Origin of the sequence: Mycobacterium kansasii ATCC 12478 (assembly GCF_000157895.3) — a bacterium.
GTDB classification, from domain to species: Bacteria; Actinomycetota; Actinomycetes; order Mycobacteriales; family Mycobacteriaceae; genus Mycobacterium; species Mycobacterium kansasii.
The window spans coordinates 676628-703414 of sequence record NC_022663.1 but is presented as its reverse complement, the minus strand read 5'-3'; the positions used below and the strand labels follow the sequence as shown (position 1 = coordinate 703414).

The 26787-nt window shown below is 67.6% G+C and carries 25 protein-coding genes and 1 pseudogene; 9 read left to right on the top strand and 17 right to left on the bottom strand.

Annotation, left to right across the window (positions count from 1 at the left end):
- Nucleotide 1: 1 nt before the first annotated feature.
- Nucleotides 2-937, bottom strand: coding sequence for a lipoyl synthase (lipA, locus tag MKAN_RS02960; RefSeq protein ID WP_023364962.1), 936 nt, complete (start codon nucleotides 935-937; stop codon nucleotides 2-4).
- 10 nt (nucleotides 938-947) lie between these two features.
- A pseudogene (gene lipB, locus MKAN_RS02955) lies at nucleotides 948-1641 on the bottom strand (lipoyl(octanoyl) transferase LipB).
- A gap of 116 nt (nucleotides 1642-1757) precedes the next feature.
- Between lipB and MKAN_RS02950 the strand changes: the two are divergent.
- Nucleotides 1758-2135, top strand: a complete 378-nt coding sequence (locus tag MKAN_RS02950; protein WP_023364958.1) for a DUF1622 domain-containing protein — start codon at nucleotides 1758-1760, stop codon at nucleotides 2133-2135.
- Between the two features lie 22 nt (nucleotides 2136-2157).
- On the opposite strand, the gene MKAN_RS02945 is transcribed toward MKAN_RS02950, so the two are convergent.
- The 6 genes from MKAN_RS02945 to sucB form a co-directional block, all read right to left on the bottom strand.
- On the bottom strand, nucleotides 2158-3834 hold the full coding sequence (locus MKAN_RS02945) for an acetolactate synthase large subunit (protein WP_023364956.1): 1677 nt from the start codon (nucleotides 3832-3834) through the stop codon (nucleotides 2158-2160).
- The gene (locus tag MKAN_RS02940) at nucleotides 3834-4493 is read right to left on the bottom strand and encodes an RraA family protein (RefSeq protein ID WP_023364954.1); all 660 of its coding nucleotides are present in this window, start codon (nucleotides 4491-4493) and stop codon (nucleotides 3834-3836) included. The genes MKAN_RS02945 and MKAN_RS02940 overlap by 1 nt, the downstream gene beginning before the upstream one ends.
- A gap of 21 nt (nucleotides 4494-4514) precedes the next feature.
- Nucleotides 4515-5369 (bottom strand): halocarboxylic acid dehydrogenase DehI family protein, encoded by an 855-nt coding sequence (locus tag MKAN_RS02935; protein WP_023364952.1) that lies wholly within the window; start codon nucleotides 5367-5369, stop codon nucleotides 4515-4517.
- Between the two features lie 33 nt (nucleotides 5370-5402).
- A complete protein-coding gene (locus MKAN_RS02930) occupies nucleotides 5403-6155 on the bottom strand; it encodes a flavodoxin family protein (protein ID WP_036393404.1) in 753 nt (250 codons plus the stop codon).
- A gap of 111 nt (nucleotides 6156-6266) precedes the next feature.
- Nucleotides 6267-7178 (bottom strand): TIGR01777 family oxidoreductase, encoded by a 912-nt coding sequence (locus MKAN_RS02925; protein WP_023364948.1) that lies wholly within the window; start codon nucleotides 7176-7178, stop codon nucleotides 6267-6269.
- A gap of 39 nt (nucleotides 7179-7217) precedes the next feature.
- Entirely contained in the window at nucleotides 7218-8978 is a 1761-nt protein-coding gene (sucB, locus tag MKAN_RS02920) for a 2-oxoglutarate dehydrogenase, E2 component, dihydrolipoamide succinyltransferase (protein WP_023364946.1), read from the bottom strand.
- A 242-nt stretch (nucleotides 8979-9220) separates the two neighbouring features.
- Between sucB and MKAN_RS02915 the strand changes: the two genes are divergently transcribed.
- Nucleotides 9221-11005: an SDR family oxidoreductase gene (locus tag MKAN_RS02915; RefSeq protein WP_023364944.1), complete on the top strand. Its 1785-nt coding sequence runs from the start codon at nucleotides 9221-9223 to the stop codon at nucleotides 11003-11005.
- Here MKAN_RS02915 and MKAN_RS02910 read toward each other — a convergent pair.
- Nucleotides 10998-11354, bottom strand: coding sequence for a hypothetical protein (locus tag MKAN_RS02910; RefSeq protein WP_023364942.1), 357 nt, complete (start codon nucleotides 11352-11354; stop codon nucleotides 10998-11000). The two genes, MKAN_RS02915 and MKAN_RS02910, sit on opposite strands and share 8 nt — an antisense overlap.
- 175 nt (nucleotides 11355-11529) lie before the next feature.
- On the opposite strand from MKAN_RS02910, the gene MKAN_RS02905 reads away from it, so the two are divergent.
- Entirely contained in the window at nucleotides 11530-11994 is a 465-nt protein-coding gene (locus MKAN_RS02905; RefSeq protein WP_023364940.1) for an SRPBCC family protein, read from the top strand.
- 2 nt (nucleotides 11995-11996) lie between these two features.
- A complete protein-coding gene (locus MKAN_RS02900; RefSeq protein WP_023364938.1) occupies nucleotides 11997-13595 on the top strand; it encodes a phytoene desaturase family protein in 1599 nt (532 codons plus the stop codon).
- 15 nt (nucleotides 13596-13610) lie between these two features.
- Here the strand turns inward: MKAN_RS02900 and MKAN_RS02895 are convergent, their stop codons facing one another.
- Together MKAN_RS02895 and MKAN_RS02890 are read right to left on the bottom strand one after the other, a co-directional pair.
- The gene (locus MKAN_RS02895) at nucleotides 13611-15158 is read right to left on the bottom strand and encodes a leucyl aminopeptidase (protein WP_023364936.1); all 1548 of its coding nucleotides are present in this window, start codon (nucleotides 15156-15158) and stop codon (nucleotides 13611-13613) included.
- A 6-nt stretch (nucleotides 15159-15164) separates the two neighbouring features.
- Nucleotides 15165-16301 (bottom strand): adenylate/guanylate cyclase domain-containing protein, encoded by a 1137-nt coding sequence (locus tag MKAN_RS02890; protein WP_023364934.1) that lies wholly within the window; start codon nucleotides 16299-16301, stop codon nucleotides 15165-15167.
- 45 nt (nucleotides 16302-16346) lie between these two features.
- Between MKAN_RS02890 and gcvT the strand changes: the two genes are divergently transcribed.
- Together gcvT and MKAN_RS29225 are read left to right on the top strand one after the other, a co-directional pair.
- Nucleotides 16347-17444, top strand: a complete 1098-nt coding sequence (gene gcvT, locus MKAN_RS02885) for a glycine cleavage system aminomethyltransferase GcvT (protein WP_023364932.1) — start codon at nucleotides 16347-16349, stop codon at nucleotides 17442-17444.
- A 50-nt stretch (nucleotides 17445-17494) separates the two neighbouring features.
- Nucleotides 17495-18601, top strand: a complete 1107-nt coding sequence (locus MKAN_RS29225; protein ID WP_023364930.1) for a branched-chain amino acid aminotransferase — start codon at nucleotides 17495-17497, stop codon at nucleotides 18599-18601.
- On the opposite strand, the gene MKAN_RS02875 is transcribed toward MKAN_RS29225, so the two are convergent.
- The 5 genes from MKAN_RS02875 to MKAN_RS02855 all read right to left on the bottom strand — a co-directional run bounded on the left by MKAN_RS02875 (nucleotide 18598) and on the right by MKAN_RS02855 (nucleotide 23186).
- Nucleotides 18598-20004: a hypothetical protein gene (locus tag MKAN_RS02875; RefSeq protein ID WP_023364928.1), complete on the bottom strand. Its 1407-nt coding sequence runs from the start codon at nucleotides 20002-20004 to the stop codon at nucleotides 18598-18600. The genes MKAN_RS29225 and MKAN_RS02875 overlap by 4 nt on opposite strands.
- A 100-nt stretch (nucleotides 20005-20104) precedes the next feature.
- Entirely contained in the window at nucleotides 20105-20845 is a 741-nt protein-coding gene (locus MKAN_RS02870; RefSeq protein ID WP_023364926.1) for an adenosylcobinamide-GDP ribazoletransferase, read from the bottom strand.
- Nucleotides 20842-21912: a nicotinate-nucleotide--dimethylbenzimidazole phosphoribosyltransferase gene (cobT, locus tag MKAN_RS02865; RefSeq protein ID WP_023364924.1), complete on the bottom strand. Its 1071-nt coding sequence runs from the start codon at nucleotides 21910-21912 to the stop codon at nucleotides 20842-20844. Before cobT ends, MKAN_RS02870 begins: the two co-directional genes overlap by 4 nt.
- Nucleotides 21909-22457, bottom strand: a complete 549-nt coding sequence (locus MKAN_RS02860; RefSeq protein WP_023364922.1) for a bifunctional adenosylcobinamide kinase/adenosylcobinamide-phosphate guanylyltransferase — start codon at nucleotides 22455-22457, stop codon at nucleotides 21909-21911. Before MKAN_RS02860 ends, cobT begins: the two co-directional genes overlap by 4 nt.
- Before the next feature lie 24 nt (nucleotides 22458-22481).
- The gene (locus tag MKAN_RS02855; RefSeq protein WP_023364920.1) at nucleotides 22482-23186 is read right to left on the bottom strand and encodes a DUF3043 domain-containing protein; all 705 of its coding nucleotides are present in this window, start codon (nucleotides 23184-23186) and stop codon (nucleotides 22482-22484) included.
- 175 nt (nucleotides 23187-23361) lie between these two features.
- Between MKAN_RS02855 and MKAN_RS02850 the strand changes: the two genes are divergently transcribed.
- Both MKAN_RS02850 and MKAN_RS02845 read left to right on the top strand, forming a co-directional pair.
- Nucleotides 23362-24438, top strand: coding sequence for a glycerate kinase family protein (locus MKAN_RS02850; RefSeq protein ID WP_036448599.1), 1077 nt, complete (start codon nucleotides 23362-23364; stop codon nucleotides 24436-24438).
- Nucleotides 24439-24522: 84 nt separating this feature from the next.
- Nucleotides 24523-24879 (top strand): iron-sulfur cluster assembly accessory protein, encoded by a 357-nt coding sequence (locus MKAN_RS02845; protein WP_036393138.1) that lies wholly within the window; start codon nucleotides 24523-24525, stop codon nucleotides 24877-24879.
- Nucleotides 24880-24923: 44 nt separating this feature from the next.
- Here the strand turns inward: MKAN_RS02845 and MKAN_RS02840 are convergent, their stop codons facing one another.
- Nucleotides 24924-25592: an Rv0361 family membrane protein gene (locus MKAN_RS02840; RefSeq protein WP_023364914.1), complete on the bottom strand. Its 669-nt coding sequence runs from the start codon at nucleotides 25590-25592 to the stop codon at nucleotides 24924-24926.
- Nucleotides 25593-25784: 192 nt separating this feature from the next.
- On the opposite strand from MKAN_RS02840, the gene MKAN_RS02835 reads away from it, so the two are divergent.
- Entirely contained in the window at nucleotides 25785-26759 is a 975-nt protein-coding gene (locus MKAN_RS02835; protein ID WP_023364912.1) for a carbohydrate kinase family protein, read from the top strand.
- Nucleotides 26760-26787: the final 28 nt, after the last annotated feature.

Here is a 26787-nt window from a genome sequence, read left to right as displayed (position 1 = left end):
GCTACCGGGAGTCCGAGGCCGCCGAGCTGCGGGCCTGCCGGTAGAGCCGGCCCGCCCGGTACGACGAACGCACCAGCGGCCCGGCCAGCACCCCGGCGAAGCTCAGCCCCTCGGCGTACTGCGCGTACTCGACGAATTCCTCCGGCCTGACCCACCGCTCGACCGGGTGGTGGCGCGGCGACGGTCGCAGATACTGGGTGATGGTGACGATGTCGCAACCGGCGCGATGCAGGTCGGTCAGGGCGGTGCGCACCTCGTCGGGGGTTTCACCCAGACCCAGGATGAGGTTGCTCTTGGTGACCAGGCCGGCGTCGCGGGCCGCGGTGAGCACATCCAGGCTGCGCCGGTAGCTGAACGCGGGACGGATCCGTCTGAAGATGCGGGGCACCGTTTCGACGTTGTGCGCCAACACCTCCGGGCGGGACGCGAACACCTCCGCAAGCCGGCCGGCCTCGCCGTTGAAGTCGGGGATCAACAGCTCGACGCCGGTCTGCGGATTGAGCTCCTTGATGGCCCGCACCGTTTGCGCATACAGCCAGGCACCGCCGTCGGGCAGATCGTCGCGGGCCACCCCGGTGACGGTGGCATACCGCAATCCCATGGTGTGCACGCTCTCGGCGACCCGTCGCGGTTCGTCACGATCCAGGGTGGCGGGCTTACCGGTGTCGATCTGGCAGAAGTCGCAGCGACGGGTGCACTGGTCGCCGCCGATCAGGAAGGTCGCTTCCCGGTCCTCCCAGCATTCGAAGATGTTCGGACAGCCGGCCTCCTCGCAGACGGTGTGCAGGCCCTCGCGCCGCACGAGGCTTTTCAGCTCGGTGTATTCCGGGCCCATGCGGGCCCGGATGCGGATCCATGGTGGTTTGCGCTCGATCGGGGTTTGCGCGTTGCGCACCTCCAGGCGCAGTAGGCGCCGGCCCTCGGGTGCGACAGTCACATCGCTGATGCTACGCGTGCGACGGGATGTTCACCGACGGGCAGGACACCGTCCAGGGCGTCGCACACGGCCTCGGCGACGGCCGATCTGACATCGTCAACGGTTACCGGGCGTCCGAGTTCGGCGGACAGCGACGTCACGCCCGCGTCGGTGATGCCGCACGGCACGATGGCGGTGAACGCGCCCAAATCGCAGTCACAGTTGAGCGCGAACCCGTGCAGGGTCGTCGCACGCGAAACCCTTACCCCGATGGCGGCGACCTTTCGCGCCGGGCGCCCGGCGTCGGCCGCCAGCCATACCCCCGACCGGCCGTCGACCCGGCCGGCCTCGAGACCCAGGTCGGCGCATACCTTGATCAGCGATTCCTCAAGGCGCCGAACGTAATTCACCACGTCGAGCGGTTCGGCCAGCCCGATGATCGGATAACCGACCAGCTGTCCCGGGCCGTGCCAGGTGATCTTGCCGCCGCGGTCGGTGTCGACGACCGGGGTGCCGGCGGTGTCGTTCACGGGACGTTCGTGCGGTTCGGTGCGCCGGCCCGCGGTGTAGACGGGCCGGTGTTCCAGTAGCAGCAGTGTGTCCGGTCCGCCGGCGACCCGGGTGTCGGCGAGCTCTCGCTGCAACCGCCAGGCATCCCGGTAGTCGATGGTCCCCAGCTGACGGACGTCGATCTGGGTCCGGCTCGACCGAATAGAACCAGCCACGATGACGAGGCTACTCGTGACCGCGGCGGCGGATTCGTGGTCTCGCTGAAGCGACGCGCGCGGAACCGCCGGTCGGATGCCGGGAAAAGGCGCGGTGCCGAGATAATGTGCCTGCAATGAGCTTCATCGAAACCGTTGTCCGCGTGGGCATGGCGATCGACGGCCTGGGCGTCGCGGTGATCATCATCGGCGCCGTGGGCGCTATCGTGCTGTTCCTGTGCCGAGCACCGCGCAATGCCGGCCAGGCCTACCGAGAGTTTCGGGTACAGCTCGGGCGCTCCATCCTGGTCGGCTTGGAGCTTCTGGTGGCCGGTGACATCATCAAGACCATTGCCCTCAAACCCAACGCGCAAAGTGTCGCCGCTCTGGCCGGCATCGTCGCCATTCGGACCTTCTTGAGCTTCTCGCTCACTGTGGAGATGACCGGACGGTGGCCCTGGCAGCAGAACCACACGACCGCGGCCCCGCCCGGTGAGCCGATCAAGGACACCTAGCAGACGAGTTTCGCTACCGCGGTTACTGCCCCCCGCCGGCCAGCACCTTCTGGCAGTCGACCGAGCGCATCTCCATCATCAGCGCCAGGTTCTGTTGTGGGTCGACGGGCGCATCGATGATGTGCACTCCACCGGCCGCTGCGGCCTGATCGAGTATGGCGCGGAACTTGGCGGGATCGTCAAGCCGATGGCCGGTTGCCCCGTAGCTGTGGGCATACGCGACAAAGTCCGGGTTGGCGAAGTCCACGCCGTAGCGTTGGTAGCCGTCGACCATCTGCTTGAGCGCGATCATGGCCAGGCTGCTGTCGTTGAACACCACGACAATCAGATCGAGCCCTAGGCGGACGGCCGTTTCCAGGTCTTGGCTGTTCATGGCGAAGCCACCGTCGCCGGTGAGCACCACCACCTTGCGTTCGGGATGAACAAGTTTGGCGGCAATCGCGGCCGGCAGGCTGATTCCCATCGATCCCAGCGCATGATCGATCAGCATGGTGTTGGGCTGGCGGGCGTTGAAGTTTCGGGTGGCCCACATCATGTGAATGCCGTTGTCGAGCGAGAGGATGTCCTCGTCGGCCATGAACTCGCGCAGGGTGGCGATCAGACATCCCTGTTTGGCGGGGAAGGAAGTGTCGGCGGCGGAGCGTTTGATGCTGTCCTGCATGGCTTTTCCGAGGTTGCGGAAGCCGTCGTGATCCCACGCGGGGTTCGGGGCGAGCTGCGCGGTCAGTCGGCGCAGCGCGTCGGCCATTTCGCCGACCACCTGTGCTTGCGGGAAATACGAGTTGTCCCCCTGGGCCGCAAAGGGATTGAGATGGATGACGGTGCGCCCGTCATCGGGCTGCATGAACATGGTCGGCTTCTCCATCACGTCATGACCGATGTTGAGCACGACGTCGGCGGACTGGATGGCACAGTTCGGATAGTCGCCGGGCAAGATCGAGCAGCCCAGATAGTTCGGGTCGTCCTCGTCGGCGACGCCCTTGCCCATCATCGTCGCCACGAACGGGATCTGCGTCTTGGCGATCAATTCCCGTACCGCCGCCGCGACGGCGGGCCGGTTGGCGCGGGTGCCGCCGCCCACCATAATCAGTGGCCGGCTCGCGTTCTGGATCAGCTTGGCCGCGGCCTCGATACTGTCCTGGGTGGCCACCGGAATGTCGCCGAACCGGCACGGAACCAACGGGCCCAGCTCGGTCTCCCGCGCTACATCGTCGGGCAGTTCCAGGTGCGCGGGTCCCTGACGCCCGCCCAACGCCGCCATCATCGCCTGCCGCAGCAGCGAGCCGGCCATCTGCCCGGACGGGATCTTGGCCGCGAACTTGGTGATCGGACGCATCACGTCGACCACGTCGACAAGCTGGTATTGCCCCATGCGGTTGTCGCGCACCGCCTTTTGACCGGTGATGACCAGCATCGGCATGGCCGCCAGATAAGCGTGGGCGACCGGGGTGGTCAGGTTCATCGCCCCGGCGCCCAGCGTCGACATGGCAACAGCGAGCTTGCCGGTCAGGCGGCCGTAGGCCGCGGCCGCGAAACCCGCGGCCTGTTCGTGACGGAACAGGACGAACTTGATCCGCCCGTCCTTGCGCAGCGCCTCCATGAAATGCAGATTCTCGTCGCCGGGAATACCGAACACATACTCGACGCCTTCGGCCGCGAGCGCCTCGACGATCTGCTCGCTGGTATTCGACGGCGGCATCAGAGCTCACCGCTGCCGTGGCTGAGCACCGCTTGCGGGTCTTCGGATTTCAGGCCCTCTTTCATCTGGTCCATCTTCTGCATCACCTGGCGCGCCTTGGACAGGATCGCCTCGGCTTCGGCGCCGGGGATGACCACGGCCGTCGATCCCTTGGCGAAGATCACGTCGCCGGGTACCACGGTGACCCCGCCGACCGCTACCGGAACATCGGCCAGATAGGGCTGAATCTCATTGCCGCCGGCGCGCACCGTTTCGCCGTGGCAGTACGTCGCGAAGTTGTAGGTGCTCAGTTCCTCAAAGTCGCGCAGCATGCCGTCGGCCAGAATGCCTGCCATGCCCAGGTTTTCAACGCGACTGAGCTTGGTGCCGCCGCCGAGCGAGGTCTGCCGGTAGCCATTGGACGCCATCACCAGGACGGCGCCGTTGGCCTCATGTTCGGCGACGGCGCGGTAGATGGCCGGCCCCAGGCTGTGCTTCTGCGGATCCATCAGGTCCTTGCGTACCGGCAGAAAGGAGATGGTCACCGCTGGGCCGACGAGGACCCGATCGGGGTCGGGGCTGCGCAGTTCGATGATGTGCGCACGGTGTTGATGCGTCATCATCATCGCGTCGACGACGTCGGCGACGCCGAGACCAGCTACCAGTTCCGTGAGTTGCATGACTCCGTCCAATCCCTTCTGTTAGCGCGCATTGTCGGTTTCACGAGGCAGCAAGCGAAGTAGCAGGCTCACCACCGGGATCATCCGCGCCATCGCGTTCGGCACCAGGTTTTCCAGTGAATCCCTGATGGCCGTTGCGGTTTCGGTGTCCGGCAGGCCGGTGTTCCCCAGCGCGCCGCTGACTGCATGCCCGCGTCGTCTGCCGTCGGCGATCACCGCGTCGATCGCGGCCAGCAGCGAGCCGTTGTCATGCAGCGGTTGCAGGGCGGTGTAGTAGAGCACCAGCATGCCCGGCCAATGAGCAAGGTTTCGTGGCAGGCTGACCTGTAGGTCTCGTGCCCGGCCGCGGGCTCCGATCAGATTCACGATGCGCACCATTTCGGCGACATGTGGCGCCATCTCGTCCAGGTTCATCAACAGCGCACATGCTGCCGGCGGCGGCCGGCGGGGTGCCTGCTGAATACACGGGCACGCGGGCGGGGTAAGGCCGTGCAGCCGGGCCCGAACGGCGCAGAACCCCACCAGGTTGAGCGGATTGCCGGTGTCATATCCGGAAAGTGTTGTGCGGATGACATTTTGGTCATCGGCTCCGATTCCGACGGATTGCAGCGCAGCAGCGCTGAGTTGCGGTACCGGCGGTAACTCTTGCCCCTGGCGCAGCGAGTCGGCTTCCCGGTACACTGCGCCATTGGCGTAGAGGGGTTTCATCGTGTCCCAGGTCCAGCGCAACGCACCGGGGATCGAGGCGAGATTACGCCAGATCAGGTTGACGAAAGTCATTCCGAGCGTTTGGCGGATGTCGGCATAGAGGTCCGCGATTTCCCCAGTGGCCGCGGCCTCGCTGATACTGGGAACCGGATCTCCGGAAGACCGCATGACGCTGGCTTTCAGACTGAATCCACTGCCGGTTCAGTCTGGCATGTTCTCGCGCATATGCTTGATCGCGAGCTTCATGGCCGCTTCCTTGACTTTGTTGCGCGCCATCATCTTTGCGTTATGTTCGGCGATGTTGATGGTGTAGGGGTTCGCTCGCAACAGCTTTGCCGCAAAGAGCAGGTTGAGCGCGGTCAGCTCGGCGTTCCGGCGCACGTACGGCGACAACTCGCCGCCGGCCTCGATGTAGCTGGCTCCGGGTCCGGCGTCACCGACCCAGTACACGTCGGTATTGGGTGGGACCGTCGCGCCGAAGTGCAGGAGGTTGGCGAAAGTGTTGGCCACGCAGTCATGGCTACCGTCCTCGTTGCCGGTGACCACGATGCCCGCCACCGACCCGTAGAGCGGGAACTGGCCGGTCCGTTCGCACATCACCGTCTTGGTGGTGCCGTCGAGCCTTTCGATCACCCGCTGCATCACCGACGACCGCACGCCCATCCAGATCGGCATTGCGGGCACGATGATGTTGCAGCGCTTCACCTTTTCCAGGATTGCCGGCCACTCGTCCCCGTCGCCCTCGTCGTTCATCACCCCGGGCTTGACGTTGTAGTCGACGACCCGGACGATCTCGGTTTCGATGTCGGGTTCGTGAGCCCGCAGACGCTCGATCAGTAGATTGCACAGCGCCTCGGTGTTCGAAACTTCCGGCGCACTTTTCAGGGTGCAGTTCAGAAAGAGCGCGTAGAGCGGCCCTTCCTTTTTCAGGTCGTGGAATACCGACGTCGCCACGCGTTTCTCCATTTGTTGGCCGCTGGTGGAATGTGGATGGGACCGCAAGCGAAGAGTACACGAATGGGCGCGTATCGGAAGGGGATACGCCAGGCAAAAAGCAGCTGAGTGCTAAGCGTGGTCGCGCCGCGCGGTGGCGTAGCGCAGCGCTTCACCAATTGTGTTGTGGTGGAACTGAAAACCGGTTTGTTCCAGCGCAGCGGGGATAGCGCGCTGACCGCTGAGCAGCACTTCGTCGGCGAACTCGCCGAGTGCCGCGCGTACCGCGAACCCGGGCAGCATCAACGGCGTCGGGCGATTCAGTGCCCGGCCGAGCGCGGTGGTGAACTCGGCGTTGGTCACCGGCGCCGGCCCGGTCATGTTCACCGGCCCGGACAAGTCGGGGTTGGAGATGGCGAACAGCAGCGCCCGCACCTCGTCCTCGAGGCTGATCCACGACATGTACTGACGGCCGCTACCCAGCCGCGCCCCCAGGCCCACCGAGAATGCCGGCCGCATCGGACGCAGCGCGCCCCCGGCCGGAGCCAGCACCAGACCGGTGCGGGCCAGGACCACACGAGTGCCGGCGTACTGGGCCGGCAGCGTGGCGGCTTCCCAATCAACACACAGCTGGGCCAGGAAACCCCCTCCGGCTGAGTGGTTTTCGTCGACGACGCGGTTCCGGGTGTCTCCGTAGTAACCCACCGCACTAGCGTTGATCAGGGTGCCGACGCCGGCCTCGGCGACGGCGGCGGACAGCACCTCCGTGGGCGTGATCCGGCTGTCGCGCAGGTTCTGTTTGAACGCCCCTGACCAGCGGCGCCGGCCGATGTTGACGCCGCACAGGTTGACCACGGCGTCGACGCCGGTGAGTACGCCGGGATCGAACTCGCCGCTGTCGGGATTCCAGTGCAATTCTTCGGAACTCGCCGGGGTCCGGCGCACGATGCGAAGCACCGTATGGTCGGCGGCGCGAAGCGCGGCGGCCAAAGCCGAGCCGATCAAGCCCGACGAACCCGCTATCGCGACAACCGTCTCGGGCACCGTTTCATCTAGCCTTTCTCGGCCCTTCTTGACGGCCCATCAAAGACCCAGGTCTGCTTCGAACGCTCCCTCTTCGAGGCGGTGCTTGATGGTGCTGAGAAAACGTCCCGCATCCGCGCCGTCGATGAGGCGATGGTCGTAGGTCAGCGGCAGATAGCACACGGAGCGCACGCCGATCGACTCGTTGCCGAAGGAATCGACGATCACCCTGGGCCGTTTGACGATCGCTCCGGTACCCAACATGGCGGCCTGCGGCGGCACCAATATCGGGGTGTCGAACAAGGCGCCCTGGCTGCCGATGTTCGTGATGGTGAACGTGCCGCCGGACAACTCGTCGGGCTTCAAGTTGCCCGACCGCGCGCGGGCAGCGATGTCGGCAATCGCGCGGGCCAGCCCGGCCAGCGACAGGTCGCCGGCGTTGTGAATGACGGGGGAGAGCAGACCCTGCTCGGTGTCGACTGCGAACCCGAGGTGCTCAGCGTCGTAGTAGGTGATCTCCTTGGTCTGCTCGTTGTAGCTGGCGTTGATGTTGGGGTGGATCTTGAGGGCGTCGATGACCGCTCGTGCGAAGAACGGCAGGAAGGTCAGATTCACCCCTTCCCGTTCGGCGAACGCCGCCTTGGCCCGAGCGCGCAGCGCCACGATCTTCGTCATGTCGACTTCGTGGGTCTGCGTGAGCTGCGCCGTCGCCTGCAAGGACTCGCGAGTCTTGTTGGCGGTGATCTGGCGGATCCGGCTCGCCTTCTGTGTGGTGCCGCGCAGATGCGCCAATGCCGGTGCCGGGGCGGACGGGGCGGCGGCTTTGGCAGCCGGCGCAGGGGCTGGAGCCGGCGCCTGCCCGGCTGGTTTCTTCTGTTCTGCCGCGGCCAGCACGTCCTGCTTGCGGATCCGGCCGCCGACGCCGGTGCCGGTCACCTCGGCGAGGTCGATGTTGTGCTGTGAGGCCAGCTTTCGCACCAGCGGCGTGACGTACGGGGTGCCTTCGGCGCCGCCTTGGGTCGCGGGCTGAGATGGTGGCGTTTCGGCCTTCGGCGCGGGCGCGGTGGCGGGTTCCGGCTTGGGTTCGGGAGCGGGCCTGGCGGCGGGTTCCGGCTTGGGTTCGGGCTTGGGTTCGGGCTTGGGCTCAGGCTCGGCCTCGGGTGCGGGTGCCGGCTTGGGTGCGGCCGGCGCGGCGGCTTGGGAGCCGGTGCCGATCCGCGCCAACTCACCGCCGACCTGGACGACGTCGTCCTCGTCGGCGGTGATGCTGACCAGAACGCCGGCCACCGGTGACGGGATCTCGGTGTCGACCTTGTCGGTGGAAACCTCCACCAGCGGGTCGTCGACTCCGACCGAATCCCCGACCTTCTTCAGCCAGCGAGTCACGGTGCCTTCGGTGACCGATTCGCCGAGTTCGGGCATCAGCACCGGTGTGGTGTCGCCGCCGGAACCTGACGGCTGGGCGGGTTCTGATACCGGTTCGGGCTGCGGCGCCGGTTGGGCCTGGGGGGCCGGCTCGGCGTTACCGTGACCTGGGGCTTCCGGTTCCGGTTGGGAGGGCTTTTCTTCGCCGCCGCTTTCCGACGCATCGCCGATGACGGCCAGTTCGCCGCCGACCTCGACCGTGTCGTCCTCCTGGGCGATGATCCTGGTCAGCACGCCGGCGGCCGGCGAAGGGATTTCGGTGTCGACCTTGTCGGTCGAGACCTCGACGAGGGGCTCGTCGATGTCGACCGTGTCGCCTTCCTGCTTGAGCCAGCGGGTGACGGTTCCCTCGGTGACGCTCTCACCGAGTGCCGGCATCTGGACTGAGAAGGCCATCTCTGTTGACTCCTCGATCGGTCGTCGGTCGGCACAGCCGACCTCTGGCTTACCACACAGTCGTGCACCGGGTGCGGAACCCAAGTAGATGTCGAAACCTATCCTGTCACTGCCGCGCGGCCGGCACGCATTCAGGGCGCAGCGCCTTCCGCCGGCGGCGGCGACCGCGGAAACCGCGCAGCGCCCTTGCTACGGTGTGGCCACTGGTAGGCGAAGCAGGTCGCAGGTGAGGCGGAGGTCCGATGCCGGCAGCACAACAGGCACCCCAGCGGTTCGTCGACAGCGCGGACGGCGCTCGTATCGCGGTCTACGAAGAAGGCAACCCCGACGGTCCGGCGGTGGTGCTGGTGCACGGCTTTCCCGACTCGCACGTGTTGTGGGACGGCGTGGTTCCGCGGCTGGCGCAGCGTTTCCGGGTGATCCGCTACGACAACCGCGGGGTCGGCCTGTCGTCGGCGCCGAAACCCGTCTCGGCCTACACCATGGCTTGTTTCGCCGACGACTTCGCCGCCGTCATCGACCAGCTGACCCCGGGCCGGCGGGTCCATGTCATGGGCCACGACTGGGGCTCGGTGGGCATCTGGGAGTATCTGACCCGCCCCGGCGCCGGAGACCGAGTCGCCTCGTTCACCTCGGTGTCCGGCCCGAGTCAGGAACAGTTGGTCGATTACGTCTGGGGCGGGCTGCGCCGGCCATGGCGGCCGCGACGGTTTCTCCGGTCCCTCGCCCAGGCGCTGCGGTTGAGCTACATGGCGCTGTTTTCGGTGCCGGTGGTGGCGCCACTGATTCTGCGGGTGGCGCTTTCGCTCGCGGCGGTTCGCCGCAATATGGTCGACAACATCCCGGCCGACCAGATCCACCACTCCGACAACCTGCCCAGCGATGCCGCTCGCTCGGTGAAGACGTATCCCGCCAACTATTTTCGGGCTTTCTCCCGGCAGCGGCGCAGTCGCGGCATCACCGTCATCGGCGTCCCGGTGCAGCTCATCGTCAACACCCAGGACCCGTATGTGCGGCCCTACGGTTACGACGAGACCGCGCGCTGGGTGCCGCGATTGTGGCGACGAGACATCAAGGCCGGTCATTTTTCCCCGATGTCGCATCCGCAGGTGATGGCGGCCGCGGTGCACGACATCGCCGACTTCGTCGAGGGCAACCCGCCCAGCCGCGCGCTGCTGCGGGCACAGGTCGGCCGGCCGCGCAAGCACTTCGGTGACATCCTGGTCGCCGTCACCGGGGCGGGCAGCGGGATCGGCCGCGAAACCGCACTCGCGTTTGCCCGTGAGGGTGCCGAGGTGGTGATCAGTGACATCGACGAGGCCACGGTCAAAGACACGGCCGCGGAGATCGCGGCACGCGGCGGCGTCGCCCATCCGTACGTGCTCGACGTGTCCGACGCCGAAGCGGTTGAGGCGTTCGCGGAGCAGGTCAGCACCCGACACGGCGTTCCCGATATCGTCGTCAACAACGCCGGCATCGGCCAGGCGGGCCGGTTCCTGGACACTCCCGCCGAGCAGTTCGACCGGGTGCTGGCCGTCAATCTCGGCGGCGTGGTCAACGGTTGCCGTTCCTTTGGCCGCCGTCTGGTCGAGCGCGGCACCGGGGGTCACATCGTCAACGTGTCGTCGATGGCCGCCTACGCGCCGCTGCAGTCGCTGAGCGCCTATTGCACCTCCAAGGCGGCGACGTACATGTTCTCCGACTGTCTGCGGGCCGAACTCGACGCCGCCGGCGTCGGTCTGACCACCGTGTGTCCCGGCGTCATCGACACCAACATCATCGCGGCCACCCGCTTCGACACGCCGTTCGGAAAGGGCGAGGAGCAGGTCGAAGGCCGGCGCAGCCAGCTGGACAAGATGTTTGCGCTACGCCACTACGGTCCCGACAAGGTTGCTCACGCGATCGTGTCGGCGGTCAAGAAGAACAAGCCCATCCGCCCGGTAGCGCCGGAGGCCTACGCGCTGTACGGCATTTCCCGGGTGCTGCCCCAGGCGCTGCGCAGTACCGCCCGCATGCGGGTTATCTGACGTCTCCCACGCTGGTATCTGCGGCCTGAGACCGCCGTACCAGCAGCGCGCCGCCTATCCCGACGATCCCGATCACCACCAGCGGGATGGCCCACATGCGCCGGCTCGATACCGCCGATTCACATTGCGCCACGAAGTCGGTGTGTGGGATGACCTGGTTGAGGATCGGGATGTCGGCGCCGTTGCTGTTGTTGGCGTTTCGCGCCGCGGACAGGTCGGTGGCGAACCCGTTTCCGCAGGAAATCGAACCACCGTTGCTGTTGGACACCGACACCGGCACCAGCAGGCCGATGACACCGGCCACCAACAGCACGGCACCCACCGCAATGATCAACCGTCGCAGAGTCACAATTCGGCCTTCCTCGAAGTTTCCGGTCGCTGATCGGGTTAGCCGCTGGATCGCGCGGCTAAACCTGCGGAGTTTGCTAGCCGGTCGACCGGCGCGGTCCCGGCAGTATCCCGGCATTAGTTCCGGGCGCGGCGGGTACCCGCTGGGATCATCCCCGGTGCGAAAGGACCCGCTCATGACAGCGACCGGAGAACTGATCGCGACCCGCGATGTGGCGGTGTCCTGCGATGACGTCTGGGGCGTGCTCGCCGACGGATGGACTTACAGCCAGTGGGTGGTGGGCAATAGCCGCACTCGCGCGGTCGACTCGCACTGGCCGCAGCCGGGTGCGGCCATCCGGCACTCGATAGGGATCTGGCCGTTGGTGATCGACGACCAGACGGTGGTCGAGAGCTGCGCGCCCGGCCAGGAACTCGTCTTGCACGCCGGACTGGGCTGGTTCGGTGCCGCCCGGATCACCATGCGGCTGCGTGGAATTCCGGCAGGATGCCGGCTTGACATGATCGAACTGCCGGTACAGGGGCCGATCGGGCTGATGCCCGATCGACTGGCGCTGGCGGCCATCTATCCACGCAACCGTGAATGCCTGTTGCGGCTGGCGGCCATGGCGGAGCGCTTCGAGCCCAGTCAGGTCAGGTAGTCATGGCCCGCGCTGGCGACGGGGTCGACGCCGTCGTTATCGGTGCCGGGCATCACGGGCTGGTTGCCGCCGCGATGCTGGCCGACGCCGGCTGGGACGTGTTGGTCCTGGAAACCCAGCCCGAACCGGGTGGCGCGGTGCGCAGTGCCGAGCTGACGCCCGGCTACGTCACCGACCTGTTCAGTTCCTTCTATCCCATGACGATCGCGTCGCCGGCCATCGCGGCGTTGCAGCTGGAAGACCACGGGCTGCGATGGTCGCACGCGCCCGCGGTGGTCGGTCATCCGCGCAGTGCGACCGACGACGACCCGCCGGTCCTCTACCGGGACGCGGCTCGCACCGCAGCAGAGTTCGAACGTCGCCAGCACGGCGACGGCGAAAACTGGTGGCGGGTGCTGCGACTATGGGAAAAAGTCAAGTCACCGCTGCTGGATGCGATGATGTCGCCGTTTCCGCCGCTGGGGCCGATGATCCGGCTGCTACTCAAGCTCGGTACTGCCGACGCCGTGCGGCTCGCGCATCTGCTGGTGCAGCCCGCCAACATCATGGTGGACCGGATGTTCGCCGGTGAGGCGCCGCGACTTTTGTTGCTGGGCAGCGCCATGCACGCCGACGCTCCGCTGGATGCGCCGGGAAGCGGCGCGTTCGGCTTTCTGCTGACGATGCTGGGCCAGGACTGCGGCTGGCCGGTGCCCGTCGGCGGCTCTGGTCAGCTGACCTCGGCGCTGGTGCGCCGCGCCACCTCGGCGGGTGCGCGAATCGAGTGCAACCAGGACGTTTCTCGCATCCACGTCCGCGGTGGCCGTGCGGTGTCGGTGACCACCACCGGAGGACGAACGGTTCGGGCGCGACGGGCCGTGGTCGCCGATGTGACGGCGCCGCGACTGTTTTGCGACATGCTGCCCGCGGATGCGGTCCCCGGCGGCTTGCTACGGGAGATCCAGCACTACGTGTGGGATCCGCCGGTGGTCAAGGTCAACTATGCGCTCGACGGTCCCATCCCGTGGCGATCGGAGAGGTTGCGGCAGCCGGGCACCATCCATCTCGGGGCCGACGGGGACGGGCTGGTGCGCTGGATGGCCGACCTGAACACCCGGGTGGTGCCCGAGCATCCGTTCCTGCTGCTGGGCCAAACCACCACCGCCGACCCCACCAGATCGCCCATCGGAACCGAAAGTGTTTGGGCCTATACGCATCTGCCGCGAAACGTGGCCGACGACGGTTCGGCGGAGCAACTGGCCACATCGATCGACCACGTCATCGAAGCGCATGCTCCCGGGTTCGGTGCCCGGGTACTCGACCGGTTCGTGCAACGGCCGTCGGATCTGGAAGCCAGTGACGCCAACCTGCATCTCGGTGCGCTCAACGGCGGCACCGCGCAGTTACCGCAGATGCTGATATTTCGTCCGGCTCCGGGGCTGGGTCGCGCCGAAACCCCAATCGAGGGACTGTATTTGGGTAGCGCGTCGGCTACCCCGGGCGGCTCCGTGCACGGCGCCTGCGGGCGGAACGCGGCGCGGGCCGCGCTGGCAGCCGCCGGCCTGACCGGCTGGCCGCGGCGCAAGCTGAGCCGCGCGGTGATCTCGCTGGTGACCAGGTAGCCAGCCGGCGGTTTTCTAGCCGTTTTCGCAGATGTCCTCGAGGACCGCGACCATGGTCCGGGTCGGCACGCCGGTGGCACCCTTGGGCGTATAGCCCCACGCGCTGCCGGTGTTGTAGGCGGGGGCGGCCACGTCGATATGCGCCCAGTCCACCGAGTCGGCGACGAATTCCCGCAGGAACACCCCGGCCACCAGCATGCCGGCGAAACGCTGACCACTGACGTTGGCCAGGTCGGCCACCGTGGATTTCAGGTCCTCTTTGAGCTCATCCGGCAGCGGCATGGGCCAGCCGCTTTCGCCGACCCGCTGCGAGATCGCGGCGACCCGATCGCGAAACTCGTCGCTGCCCATCACGCCGGGGATACGCGCGCCCAGCGCCACTGTCTGCGCACCGGTCAGCGTCGACGTTTCGATCAGATAATCCGGGTTGTCCTCGCAAGCCCGGACGATCGCGTCGGCCAGGATCAGCCGTCCCTCGGCGTCGGTGTTGAGCACCTCGACCGTGGTTCCGCCGTATTGGGTCAGCACGTCGCCGGGGCGCTGCGCCGTCGCCGACGGCATGTTCTCGGCGATGGGCACCGTGGCGATCACGTCGATCGGCAGCTTCAGGTGGGCCGCCAGCGTGACGGTGGCGATCACCGCGGCGGCCCCACCCATGTCCGAGGTCATGTGATGCATCGACGCGGCCGGCTTGATCGAGATCCCGCCGGTGTCGAAGGTGATTCCCTTGCCGACCAACGCGACCTTCTTGGCCTGCTTCGCATTCTTGGCCAGCCGCGATCCCCGATAGACCAGCCGTACCAGTCGCGGTGGGCGCGACGAGCCCTGACCGACACCGATCACCCCGCCGTAACCGGCCTTCTGCAGCGCCTTCTCGTCGAGCACCTCGACCTCGAGTCCGGCCGCCTCGCCCAAAGTCTTTGCGCGCCTGGCTAACTCAGCGGGGTAGAGGTGGCTCGGCGGCGTGTTCACCAAGTCGCGGGCGGTGGCGACCGCGGTCGCCACCGCGGCGGCGTGGGCGCTGTGCTTCTTGGCGTCCTTGGCCGTGCTCAGCACCGTGATCTTGCGCAGCCCTTCGTCTTTCGGGGCGGTCTTGGCGCTGCGGAAAGCGGTGAACCGGTAACTGCCCAGGATCAGCCCCTCGACGGTGGCCGAGCAGACGCCGTCGCCGGGTAACTCGGCCAGCGTGGTGATCACCGCCTGCGCGCTGCCCAGCGACCGCGCGGCTACCCCCGCGGCCCGGCGAATGATGTCCGACGGCCACTCCGAGCGCGGCTTGCCCAGGCCGACCGTCAACACACTGCCCACCGGCAGCGACGGCACGACCAGCCGGTGCACCTGCTCGCCGGCGCCCGTGGCCTGCAGTGCACGCAGGCCGGCCTCGATCTCGGCGATCGCGTCGGCGCCCAGGAACGGCTCGGCGACGGCCACGAGCGCTCCCGGCGTCTCGTCGTCACCGGTCGAGACGACCGGCACGATCAGTACCGCAGAACCCGCACCGCGCTTCGGCAGTGACGTGGCAACGTTGACGGTGGGGCTGTGGTAACCCGGTTCGGTGGTCACGCGCAATCACCCTACGGGACTTGGCCCGTCGGCGTCGCGGGCCCGCAGCTCGAAGGCCGTAACCGGGGCGTCGAAACCCTTCAGCGTCAACGGGCCGTGCGCGGTCGCGGGCCAATCCGGCAATTTGTCGTGGAGCTCGCTCGCGGCCAGGATTTGTCCCGGTGCCGCAACCGCCACGAGTCGCGCGGCGAGGTTGACCGGGCTGCCGAAGTAGTCGCCGTTGATGGCTAAGACGGTGCCGTACGCAAGCCCGGCGCGCACCTGCAGGTCGGCCTCGCGCGCCCGCGGATGGTCGACCAGATCAACCGCCGCCTGCACCAACCGCACGGGTGTCGGGCTCACCCACATGACCGCGTCGCCGATGAACTTCACCAGCCGGCCACCGTCGGCATGCACCACGTCGGCGACGGTGGCGCCGAACTCGGTGAGCAAATCCTGCAGCTGCGCGGGTGTGAGCATCTGGGTCAGCGCGGTGAAGCTGGACAGATCCGCAAAACCGATGCCGCAGGTGACGCTCGCCGACGTGTCCTGAACGACACCCTCGAAATACGTGCGGGCACTGGTCAGATGATGCCGGTGAACGACGTCGATCAAGTTCCCGATCCGGGGGACGAACTCGGCGATGGCCCGGTACGCCTGCGCGGTGGCGAGCTCGTCATGGGTGTGGGTCATCTGGATGTCCGGCATGCCGGCGCGGATCATCGTCGACTCGGCTTCGGCGAGCCGGGCCATCGCGGTGCCGACCACCCGCAACAGTCCGTACGCCCCGTCCTGACCCACCACCGCCTTCAGCGCCACCCAGGTCGCCAGCGCGTCGACGTCGGCCTGGCTCAACGCCGCAACATCGGGACCGGTGACGGTAAGGCCGAGCAGAGCCCAGACGCGGGCGACCTCCTCGGCGGACAACCCGAGTTCGTCGGCCGCCGACTGCACGGTATGGATGGGAGGCCCCGACCATTGCAGGACATCACCGGCAAGACCGAACAGCCGGCCGCGGCGCTCGGCTTCGGCCATCTGGTCGACGGTGAAGCCCAGTCCGTCCAAGTACTTGATCAGGTCGGCCCGCCCGCGTGGATCAGCGATTCCGGCAGCTTCCAGCGCTTCGAAGTCGAGAGAGTCGGGAGAGTCGGGGGAGTCGGACACCTACCCAAGTGTGCCAGCAGCCGATGCGGATTAGGGTGTGTCGTCGTGACCGATGAGCTGCAGCATGGACCCCTGGAAGACCGGCACCGCGCGTTGGGCGCCAGTTTCGCCGAATTCGGCGGCTGGCTGATGCCGGTGTCGTATGCCGGGACCGTCAGCGAGCACCATGCCACCCGTACCGCCGTCGGCCTGTTCGACGTCAGCCACCTCGGCAAAGCGCTGGTCCGGGGACCGGGCGCGGCGGAGTTCGTCAACTCCGCGCTGACCAACGACCTGCGCCGCATCGGCCCCGGTAAGGCGCAATACACGTTGTGCTGCAACGAATCCGGCGGTGTCATCGACGACCTGATCGCCTACTACGTCGACGACGACGAGATCTTCCTGGTACCCAACGCCGCCAACACCGCCGCGGTGGTCGGCGCATTGCAGGACGTCGCCCCGGGCGACCTGGCGATCACCAACCTGCATCGCTCCTATGCCGTTTTGGCGGTGCAGGGCCCGCGCTCCACCGACGTGCTCAGCGCATTGGGCCTGCCGACCGACATGGATTACATGGGTTATGCCGATTCGGCGTATTCCGGAGTCCCGGTTCGGGTGTGCCGCACCGGCTACACCGGCGAGCACGGCTACGAACTGCTGCCGCCCTGGGAGACTGCCGGTGTGGTGTTCGACGCCCTGGTGGACGCGGTGTCCGACGCGGGCGGCCAGCCCGCCGGTCTGGGAGCTCGCGACACGCTGCGCACCGAGATGGGTTATCCACTGCACGGGCACGAGCTTTCGCCCGAAATTTCGCCGTTGCAGGCGCGCTGCGGCTGGGCCATCGGCTGGAAAAAGGATGCGTTCTTCGGCCGCGACGCGCTGCTGGCGGAGAAGGCGGCCGGGCCGCGGCGGCTGTTGCGGGGACTGCGGATGGTCGGCCGCGGCGTGTTGCGTCCCGGTCTGACGGTGCTGGTCGGGGATACCGCGGTCGGGGTAACCACGTCGGGAACGTTTTCGCCCACATTGCAGGCTGGCATCGCGCTGGCGCTGATCGATACCGATGCGGAAGTGCCGGACGGTGGTCAGGTCACCGTCGACGTTCGCGGGCGCGCGGTCGACTGCGCCGTGGTGCCCCCGCCGTTCGTCGAGGCGAAAACGCGTTAGCGACCCACTCGCGTGCGGAAAACCCTTCCTACACCGATAGAATCGGCGCCATGACCAGCGGGTCCCTACAGTTCACGGTTACGCGCGCGGCGAGTCCGGCAAGCGATGCACAGCGCGTAGCGATCCTGCAGGACCCCGGTTTCGGCAAATTCCACACCGACCACATGGTCTCGATCGACTACACCGAGGGCACGGGTTGGCACAACGCTCGGGTCATCGGCTATGGCCCGATCGAACTGGACCCCTCGGCGATCGTGCTGCACTACGCGCAAGAGGTCTTCGAAGGCCTCAAGGCTTACCGCTGGACAGACGGCTCGATCGTGTCGTTTCGGGCCGAGGCCAACGCCGCGCGATTGCGTTCCTCGGCCCGGCGGCTGGCGATCCCGGAATTGCCCGACGAGCTGTTCATCGAATCGCTGTGCCAGCTGATCGCCGTCGACAACGCCTGGGTTCCGCAGGCCGGCGGCGAGGAGGCGTTGTATCTGCGGCCGTTCATCATCGCCACCGAGCCCGGCTTGGGCGTGCGGCCGGCCAAGGAATACCGCTACCTGCTGATCGCCTCGCCGGCGGGTGCCTACTTCAAGGGCGGAGTCAATCCCGTCAGCGTCTGGGTGTCAACGGAATACGTGCGAGCCAGCCCCGGCGGCACCGGTGCGGCCAAGTGCGGCGGCAACTACGCCGCTTCGCTGCTGGCTCAGGCCGAAGCCGTCGACAACGGTTGCGACCAAGTGGTGTGGCTGGACGCGGTCGAGCGCCGCTACGTCGAAGAAATGGGCGGGATGAACATTTTCTTCGTGTTCGGCAGTGGCGGATCGGCCAGGCTGGTCACCCCGGAGCTGTCCGGCTCGCTGCTGCCCGGCATCACCCGGGATTCGTTGCTGCACTTGGCGACCGATGCCGGCGTGACGGTCGAGGAGCGCAAGATCGACATCGCCGAGTGGCAGAAGAAGGCCGCCGTCGGCGAGATCACCGAGGTGTTCGCTTGTGGTACCGCCGCCGTGATCACCCCGGTGTCGCGGGTGAAGTACGGCGACGTCGAGTTCACCATCGCCGACGGCCAGCCCGGTGAGCTGACCATGGCATTGCGTGACACGTTGACCGGGATTCAGCGGGGCACCTTCGCCGACACCCACGGGTGGATGTCGCGCTTGGGTTAGCTGGCCGCGGCTGCGGCGGCGGCCGGCCGAACCGGCTCGGGTTGCCAGCTGGTCGAGGCCCGCCGGGTCTGCCGGCGGCGGGCGGAGCCGTCGCAATCGCCGAGCAAGACCAGCCTTGGTACGCCGGTCTGTGGTCGCGATGATCGATCGTGCGCCCGGTCGTCCATTGGCCCGGGTGCCCGGACGGCCGCGAAAGCGGCAACCAGCGACAGCGCCAGCACAACGACGACCGGCCAGACGGTGGCGTGTTTTTGGGCGATCATGCCGAGGACACCGCCCAGCAGGGTGAACGTGATGGCGAGCAACGTCGCCCCGAAGCCGATCAGCGTCGCGCGGTGCTGCTCGGCGGCGAACACGCTGATCCAGGATACCGACGCGGCGGATACGGGTTGGGCGGCCAGCGTCGCCAGCAGGAAAACCGTGCCGTACGCCCACAGGTGGTACCACTGGCCGGACAACTCCGCCGCGATGCACACCAGGGCGGCGGTCGTGCTGCACAGTGCGCTGCCCAGCAGCATGCCGCGCACTCCGAACCGACGGTAGATCTTGCGCCAGAACGCCGAACCGACGACCAGTCCGACGCTGGACAGGACCACCAGCACATGCAAACTGCCCATCTTCTTTGCGGCGCGCAGGCTGTAGAACGTGGTTCCCAGGCAGATCGGGGCGAACAGCAGATACGTCATCGCGTACTGGCGAAACCACGGCTGGTCCTGGGCGACCGCGAAACCTTGTCGATAGATTTCCCGAAGCGGCGGGCGGGCGGTGGTAGATGCGGACCGCATGGGACCCACGAGCAGCGCAGCGACGCTGGAAGCAATCAGAGCCAGGGCACCCAGCCACAGCAGATCGCGGTAGTGGGCTATTTGATCGCCGCTGGCCAGCATGGGCGCTATCAGCAGCATGACGCCGGTGGCCAGCGTCGATCCCGCGGCACCTTGAGTCAGGAACAGTTCGCCGCGGCGTCTTGCGGGCAGCTTGCTGGAGACCATGTCGGTATAGGCAACGGTGGCCACCGCGATGACGACTCCGGCGGCGGCTGTGGTCAGCAGAAACACCGCCGCGGCGTAGACGCCGGTCCATGGGATTACCGCATCCCAGATCAGCAGCGCAGCCACTGCCGCCGCAGTCGCCGACAGCAGCACGTGGCGCATCCGGCCGGCTCGCTGCAGGATCGCCGGCGACGCCGAATTTCCCATGATCAAGCCGATGCTGTACGCCGGAAACAGCATCCCGGCCGCCCAGGTGATGCCCTGATGCGCGCAGATGAAGGGCAGCACCACGGCGCTGTTGCTGAGTTGCATTCCGGTGGTGTAGAAAGTGCCCTGGGTCACCAATCGCCCGAACGGACTGGTCCGCGCCGAAGCGGCAGCGACCGGCCTGGTCGACGGTGATAACGGCATGTCTGAAGAGGTTAGGGCTGCTAAACGGGCAAGACAATCCTCCGATCGGCCACAATCAGGGGAAACGCTTGTCCACCGATTGGGGGAACGTCGCGAAGGACTAGAGGCGGGCCAGTGCCGCCAGCACTAGCGCACCGACCGTCGTCGTCAGTTCGATCGCCGCGCCGATCACGTCACCGGTGACACCACCGAACCGGCGCACGCAGTGCGTGACCAGGGCGGCACCGCACAACACCGCCACCAGTACCGCAACCGGCCCGTGCCATGGCCGTGGACCCGCCGGCAGCGAAGCTGCGACCAGCACAGCGAGCCACGCCGCGACCACGGCCGCAGGCTGGGTATCGGCGACGCGCGCACCCAGGACGCTGCCTTCGGCGGCCGGAACCGACCGGCGACAGGCCAGCACCGCGGTGATCCGGCCGGCGAAGACTGCCACGACGACACCGGCGGCGCCCAGCGCCGGGAAGGCCAGCCCCTGCAGCGTGATGACCAGGACGACAGCGGCCACCCCGAACGGCCCCGACGACCCGTCGCGCATCACGGCGAGGGCGCGCTGCGCCGGGCCGTAGCAACCCAGGCCGTCGGCCGTATCGGCAACGCCGTCGATGTGCAGGCCGCGGGTTGCCGCCAGCAACACCGTCACCGCCAGCAACCCGGACAACGGGCTGGACGGCCCGAAGACCACGGCACCGGCCCAGGTGACACCGGCGGCCACGCCACCCAGTGCCGCGCCGACCACGGGCAGCGCCGTCATCGCGCCGCGTCCCATCGGAGCGGTCTGCGAACTCGGCATGCGCATCACCGTGCCGAAGGCGAAAGCTGTTGCCAGGGAACGGATCACGGCCAGGCCGGTCCGGTACCGGAGGTGCGCGGGCCGGACACGCCGGCCTCGGTGAAGGTAGCCATCGACGACAGCGCGGCCACCGCGGCGCGCAGCACCGACAGCGCAAGCGTGGCGCCGGTGCCCTCACCCAACCGCATCCGCAGGTCCAGGATCGGATCCAGCTGCAGCGCCGTCAGGGCCAGCTGGTGACCCGGTTCGGTGGACCGGTGACCGGCCTGCCACCACTGCCGGGCGCCGGGCGCCAGACGTTCGGCGACCAGAGCTGCGGCCGTCACCGCCATGCCGTCGAGCAGCAGCGGGGTCCGCCGGACCGCGGCCTGCGCGCAGAATCCCGCCATCGCCGCCAGATCCGCGCCACCGCAGCAGCGCAGCAGCCCCACCGGGTCGGGCAGCACCGACCGCGCCCGGAACAGCGCATCACGCACCGCGGCCGTCTTGCGGGCCCATCCGGCATCGTCGATCCCGGTCCCGAACCCGACCACCGCGACCGGTTCGGTGTCGGTCAGTGCCGCCACCAGGACTGCCGCTGCGGTGGTGTTCCCGATTCCCATGTCGCCGGCGATGAGCAGATCGGCGCCGGCGTCGACCTCCTCGTCGGCGATCTGCTGGCCGGAGGCGATGGCGCGGGCCGTTTCGTCGGCGGTCAATGCGTCTTCGGTGCTGATGTCACCGCTGCCGCGGCGCACCTTGTACGCGCCGATCCGCTCCGATACGGCATCGGAATCCACCGCCAGGTCCGCCACCCGCACGGTCGCACCGGCTACGTCGGCCAACGCGTTGATCGCCGCCCCGCCGGCGTCGATATTGGCGACCATCTGGTCGGTGACTTCCGGCGGATACGCCGACACCCCCGACCGGGCGACGCCGTGGTCACCGGCGAAAACGACCACCCGGGCGCGCTGGAACTGCCGCGGCGGACAGTGGCCCTGGCAGGCTGCCACCCACACCGACAGGTCCTCGAGGCGGCCCAGCGCTCCCCGCGGTTTGGTCAGGACGTCCTGTCGGGCCCGTGCGGCCGATTCGGCATCGGGGTCGGGCGGCGATATCGGCGCGAATCCGATCATGTGCGTGACGGCTTGATCGGGACGGCCTGCCCGGCCACCACCAGCACCACCTGATCGCAGACCGCTGCCATTTGCTGGTTGAGGCTGCCCAGCTCGTCGGCGAAGCGGCGCCCGGATGCGGTTGCCGGCACGATGGTCAGCCCGACTTCGGGGCTGACGAGCACCAGTGTCGACTCGAAGGCGCGGACCGCGTCGAGCAGGCCTTGTACGGGACCGGCCACGGATCCGTTGTCCCAGGCCCGATGACGGTCCAGGGTGCCGGTCAGCCAGGCGCCGAGGTCGTCGACGAGCGTCGCAGTGTCCGGTGACCGCCGCAACTGGGTGATGATGTCGTCAGTTTCGACGGTCGACCAGTGGCCAGGCCGGCGTTCGCGATGCTTGGCGACCCGTTGCGCCCATTCCTGCGCCCAGGCCGGGTCGGACTCGGTGACCGGCGTGGGCGCCAGATAGCGAACCGGGCGGCCGGGCGTCAGTGAATCCGCGATGGCGTGCTCCGCCCAGCGGGATTTGCCCGACCTGATCCCGCCGAGAACCAGTGTGCGCATGAGTGGTCAGCCAGCGTTCCGGTGCTAACCGATGCTGGCTCCGCGCTCCACCTGGGGGCGCGGTGCCCGCATCCGGCGCATCTGCGACGCCCGGCCGGCAGCGTAAAGGCCGAGTTTCCAACGGCTTTCGGTGTTGTTCGGGAACTTCGCGTCGACCCGCCTGCTCACCTTGCGGCCCAACATGATTCCGTCGACGGTCATCAGGGCCATCAGCACCAGCATCGCGGGCGACATGTAGAGCTGCAGCTGCGGGACGGCGAACATCACGAACAGCAAAGCCAGCGCCGACGGCATGAACAGGCCCAGCAGGCTAAAACGCCGGGCATCGACCACATCGCGGACATAACGGCGTATCGGGCCCTGGTCGCGCGGGAGCAGATAGGCTTCCTCGCCGGCCATCATCCGTTCGCGGCGTTCGCTCATTCGGGCCCGGCTGGCAGTGCGTTCGGCCCGGCGTTCGGCGCGGCTCAGTTTCGGGCCGGACAGCGACTTGCGCCGGGCCCGCGCCTCGGCGGCCGTCATCGGCGCCGGGACGACGGGGCCTTTCTTTGCACTGCGCCTTGCCTCGCTGCGCTTGGGCGTCGGCCGGCCCTTCGGTCCGGTTGCTCGCGACCCGCGAGAAGTTGCGGGCTCGGCCGGGGAACGGGTCTGCGCCCCCTGGCTGTCCTCAGCCTTCGCCGAAACCTCGGCACCTTCTTCATGGCCCTTCTTGCGGCCCAGCAGCTTCACAGTCGACAGGTTACTGTGCGGGCGGCCGGCGCCGGGGACCAGCGACGGGGAATTGTGCTGCTGTTACGCAGCGCCAGCATCCGTGTTAGCCCTACTCTTGCTTGTAATGGACGGCTCGTCTGCTTCGGATGCTGCTGCCGATGCCCTCGGGCCCGGCCGGATCCAGCTGCCCGCGATGCGGGTACTGGTGGCCCCGGACTGCTACGGCGACAGCCTGTCGGCGGTGGATGCCGCCGCGGTGATCGCCACCGGCTGGACCCGCTCCCGGCCGAACGACACCTTCATCGTGGCTCCGCAATCCGACGGCGGGCCCGGTTTTATCGAGGTGCTGCAAAGCCGCTTCGGGGAGTCGCGGCTGCTGCGGGTGTCGGGGCCGTTGGACACCGACGTGGACGCCGCATGGATGTTCGATCAGGCCTCGGCAACCGCCTACCTGGAGTGTGCGCAGGCCTGCGGCCTGTCCCTGCTCGGTGGTCCGCCGACGACCGAGACCGCGTTGACCGCACACAGCAGGGGAGTCGGGCAGCTCATCGCTGCCGCAGTCGCGGCCGGGGCGCGGCGCATTGTGGTCGGGCTGGGCGGCAGCGCGTGCACGGACGGCGGGTACGGCATGATCACCGAACTCGGCGGCCTGGACGCCGCCCGCCGCCGACTCGCTGGAGTCGAGCTGATCGCCGCCTCCGACGTGGAATACCCGCTGGTGGGACCCTGGGGCGCGGCCAGGGTGTTCGCGCCGCAGAAGGGCGCCGACGCGGCCACCGTCGCCGCACTGGAGGCCCGTCTCGAGGCATGGGCGGTGGAACTGGACGCGGCCGCCGGTCGGGCAGTGAGCGCCGAGCCCGGTGCGGGTGCCGCCGGCGGCATCGGCGCGGGTCTACTCGCGCTCGGTGGCCGATGCGAGTCCGGCGCCGCGATCATCGCCGAACACACCCACTTGGCCGACGACCTCGCCGAAGCACAGCTGATCATCACCGGTGAGGGCAAGTTCGACGAGCAGTCGCTGCACGGCAAGGTCGTCGGCGAGATCGCGGCCGCGGCCCGCCCGCTGGGCATTCCGGTGATAGTGCTGGCCGGGCAAGTGGTCCTGGATAAGTCGACGATCCGATCGTCGGGCATCATGTCGGCCTTGTCCATCGCCGACTATGCGGGTTCGGTGCGGTTGGCACTGGCCGATGCGGCCAATCAGCTGATGGGTTTGGCGTCGGAAGTCGCCGCGCGACTCGGGAATCCCCGGCCTGCGAGGTACCGTTAGTAGCAGTGGGTTTTCCCCGACACGGGCCCGGGCTGACACAGCAGCCGGTGAGCCCACCTAACGATGAGGCATGTAGGAGAAGCAATGACGGTGCAGAACGAGCCGACCGCCAAGACCCATGGCGTGATCCTGACCGAGGCCGCCGCCGCCAAGGCGAAGTCCCTGCTCGATCAGGAGGGGCGTGACGACCTGTCGCTGCGGATTGCGGTGCAGCCGGGAGGCTGCGCCGGCCTGCGCTACAACCTGTTCTTCGACGACCGGACGCTGGACGGCGACCTGACGGCGGAGTTCGGCGGCGTGACGTTGACGGTAGACCGGATGAGCGCGCCGTATGTGGAAGGCGCGTCGATCGATTTCGTGGACACCATCGAGAAGCAGGGCTTCACGATCGATAACCCCAACGCGACCGGCTCCTGCGCGTGTGGGGATTCGTTCAACTGACCTGACCGATGTAGGTCTACCGGGCCGGGATCATCCCGGCCCGGTCAATATTGCCCGGCCGTCCGCAGCACGTAGGAGCAGACCAGTATCTGCCCGCGCTGGAAGAGCAGCTGCGCGATGCCCTGCACCTGCCCCTTCGGCGGGCCGCCGGTGGCAGGTGTCACCTGCATGGTGAACAGCACCTGGGCCTGGTATTGCGACCAGTACACGACTTTGTCGATCGACGTCACGTCGGCCTGGGAGAACTGCTTACGGAAGGCGTCACTGCTCAACTTGGCCAGCGCCTGATCCGACCGCCGGTCCTTGACCCCGTCGTAGATCCCGCACAGCGCGTTGCGCACGATGACGTCGACATCGCGATGCTCGAGTGCGTTGAGGTAGCCCTGAATCGCCGTTTTGGCCGATGCCTCCGTGAAGGTGCCACCGGTGTTGGTCCCGTTGGTGCGAACCCCGTAGACGATTGCCGCGGTCAACGCACCGATCAAGGCGAGGGCCAGCAGGGTGCCGATCAGCAGCCGCTTCGGCCGTCGCCTCGGATAGGAGCCCGGCATGCCGGGATAACCCGCCGCCGGGGCGGGGGCAAAGCCGGTTTGCCGGTCGGCCGCTTCATGCGGGTATTCAAGAGGCTCATCGGGCCCGGTCGGCGGGTATGGTCGCACCTCTCGGGCTCCTTCGGTGCCGACGGCAGGGTTCGGCGGGTGCTGACCGGCCATCGTGATTCTCCTACGGTGGTGGACGAAACGACATGTGCGCTTGCCGCCCGGCAGCGGATTGCGGCAATGAGGTGAGTTCCCTAGGGCAGGCTAGCGCAACACCTGCCGTCGGCTGTCGACGCGACGGGGCGGGCCGCGGCGCCGATAATTGTGAGAGGCTAGACGACCTTACGGACCAAGGACGGAGATTTTGTGACGATTGCGGTAACCGGTTCGATTGCAACCGACCATCTGATGCGGTTTCCCGGCCGATTTTCCGAGCAACTGCTGCCCGAACACTTGCACAAGGTGTCGCTGAGTTTCTTAGTCGACGACCTGGTGGTGCACCGCGGCGGCGTCGCCGGGAATATGGCCTTCGCCATCGGCGTGCTGGGCGGTGACGTGGCGCTGGTCGGCGCGGCCGGCGCCGACTTCTCCGATTACCGTGACTGGCTCAAAGCCCACGGTGTCAACTGTGATCACGTCCTGATCTCCGAGACCGCGCACACGGCGCGGTTCACCTGTACCACCGACGTGGACATGGCCCAGATCGCGTCGTTCTATCCGGGGGCCATGTCAGAGGCCCGCACCATCAAACTCGCCGACGTGGTGTCGGCGATCGGTACTCCGGAGCTGGTCATCATCGGCGCCAACGACCCCGAGGCGATGTTCTTGCACACCGAGGAATGCCGCAAGCTGGGCCTGGCCTTTGCCGCTGATCCCTCCCAGCAGCTGGCTCGCCTGTCCGGCGAGGAAATTCGTCAGCTCATTGGCGGCGCCAGCTACTTGTTCACCAACGACTACGAATGGGACCTGCTGCTGTCGAAAACCGGCTGGACGGAGGCCGAGGTGATGGCCCAGATCGACCTGCGGGTGACCACGTTGGGCCCCAAGGGGGTGGATGTGGTGGACCCGGACGGCACCACCTTTCACGTCGGCGTGGTTCCCGAAACCAGCCAGACCGACCCCACCGGGGTCGGCGACGCGTTCCGAGCCGGTTTCCTGACCGGGCGCAGCGCGGGGTTGAGCTTGGAGCGGTCCGCGCAGCTGGGTTCGCTGGTCGCGGTGTTGGTGCTGGAATCGACCGGCACCCAAGAGTGGCAGTGGGATCACCAGGCCGCAGCATCCCGGCTGGCCGGTGCATACGGCGACGAGGCGGCCGCCGAGATCACGGCGGTGCTGGCTTAGCCCCGCGAGCAGACGCAGAGTCGCATGC

Bases quoted from the DNA above. Each gene is read 5' to 3' on its own strand.
- MKAN_RS02950 (WP_023364958.1), top strand. From the start codon at position 1,758: ATGAGCTTCATCGAAACCGTTGTCCGCGTGGGCATGGCGATCGACGGC.
- MKAN_RS02945 (WP_023364956.1), bottom strand. From the start codon at position 3,834: ATGCCGCCGTCGAATACCAGCGAGCAGATCGTCGAGGCGCTCGCGGCC.
- MKAN_RS02940 (WP_023364954.1), bottom strand. From the start codon at position 4,493: ATGCAACTCACGGAACTGGTAGCTGGTCTCGGCGTCGCCGACGTCGTC.
- MKAN_RS02935 (WP_023364952.1), bottom strand. From the start codon at position 5,369: ATGCGGTCTTCCGGAGATCCGGTTCCCAGTATCAGCGAGGCCGCGGCC.
- sucB (WP_023364946.1), bottom strand. From the start codon at position 8,978: ATGGCCTTCTCAGTCCAGATGCCGGCACTCGGTGAGAGCGTCACCGAG.
- MKAN_RS02915 (WP_023364944.1), top strand. From the start codon at position 9,221: ATGCCGGCAGCACAACAGGCACCCCAGCGGTTCGTCGACAGCGCGGAC.
- MKAN_RS02905 (WP_023364940.1), top strand. From the start codon at position 11,530: ATGACAGCGACCGGAGAACTGATCGCGACCCGCGATGTGGCGGTGTCC.
- MKAN_RS02900 (WP_023364938.1), top strand. From the start codon at position 11,997: ATGGCCCGCGCTGGCGACGGGGTCGACGCCGTCGTTATCGGTGCCGGG.
- MKAN_RS29225 (WP_023364930.1), top strand. From the start codon at position 17,495: ATGACCAGCGGGTCCCTACAGTTCACGGTTACGCGCGCGGCGAGTCCG.
- MKAN_RS02875 (WP_023364928.1), bottom strand. From the start codon at position 20,004: ATGCCGTTATCACCGTCGACCAGGCCGGTCGCTGCCGCTTCGGCGCGG.
- cobT (WP_023364924.1), bottom strand. From the start codon at position 21,912: ATGATCGGATTCGCGCCGATATCGCCGCCCGACCCCGATGCCGAATCG.
- MKAN_RS02860 (WP_023364922.1), bottom strand. From the start codon at position 22,457: ATGCGCACACTGGTTCTCGGCGGGATCAGGTCGGGCAAATCCCGCTGG.
- MKAN_RS02850 (WP_036448599.1), top strand. From the start codon at position 23,362: ATGCGGGTACTGGTGGCCCCGGACTGCTACGGCGACAGCCTGTCGGCG.
- MKAN_RS02845 (WP_036393138.1), top strand. From the start codon at position 24,523: ATGACGGTGCAGAACGAGCCGACCGCCAAGACCCATGGCGTGATCCTG.
- MKAN_RS02840 (WP_023364914.1), bottom strand. From the start codon at position 25,592: ATGGCCGGTCAGCACCCGCCGAACCCTGCCGTCGGCACCGAAGGAGCC.